Annotated in this window: 2 protein-coding genes; both read right to left on the minus strand. The window is 36.7% G+C overall.

What is annotated here, in order from left to right; genetic code table 11:
• Window positions 1–128: transposase (locus tag TY19_RS19070; protein ID WP_445082237.1), on the minus strand; the 128-nt coding region annotated here is incomplete at its 3' end.
• Window positions 82–324, minus strand: a 243-nt coding sequence (locus tag TY19_RS26300) for a transposase (RefSeq protein ID WP_445082236.1), incomplete at its 5' end; no start/stop codon positions are given. The genes TY19_RS19070 and TY19_RS26300, both read right to left, overlap by 47 nt.

Raw genomic sequence — 324 nt, forward strand, 5'->3', positions numbered from 1 at the left:
AATGCTACAATTTCTGCATGATGATTAATCACAAGATGGAGCTTAAACCCAAAGAACCAGCCAACGGTTGTTTTTCCCCATTTAGCGCGGCTCTTTAAAGACACGATGGGAAGAGGCTCGTTTGACATGGCAAACCGTTAATACGGTAGAATCTATAAATAAAATCCCTTCACAGATACCTTGATGTTCTTGGATCAGGCAAAACATAGGGAAAAATGCTTCAGAGGTGAGTTGAACAAATCTTGAATATCCAACAAGATGAGGAAATAAATATTTTAAAGTTGTTTTTACATGGTTTAAGTAAAAGTGCTTAAATGTTCTGTC

Origin of the sequence: Candidatus Protochlamydia sp. R18, assembly GCF_000648255.1 — a bacterium.
GTDB classification, from domain to species: domain Bacteria; phylum Chlamydiota; class Chlamydiia; order Chlamydiales; family Parachlamydiaceae; genus Protochlamydia; species Protochlamydia amoebophila.